Annotated in this window: 1 pseudogene; it reads left to right on the top strand. The window is 59.0% G+C overall.

Features of this window, described 5'->3' with window-relative positions:
* A pseudogene (locus tag ACR9ZK_RS23595) lies at positions 1–234 on the top strand (glycine--tRNA ligase); the annotation flags it as partial.

Below are 234 nucleotides of genomic sequence, written 5' to 3'. Positions count from 1 at the left end.
CGTTCTGCATGGGATTACGGTCCCCTTGGTGCCGAACTGAAGGAAAACATCAAGCGCCAGTGGTGGCAGAGCATGGTCCGCGGCCGTGAAGACGTTGTAGGCCTTGATTCCTCCGTCATCCTTCCCCGCCAGGTATGGGAAGCATCCGGTCACGTCGAGGTCTTCTCGGATCCCTTGGTTGAGTGCCTTTCCTGCCACAAGCGCTACCGTGCCGACCACCTCGAGGAAGAGTAC

The organism is Monashia sp. HAY1-5C (assembly GCF_056755255.1).
Note: the sequence above shows the minus strand (reverse complement) of the source record. Positions and strands in the feature narration are given on the sequence as shown.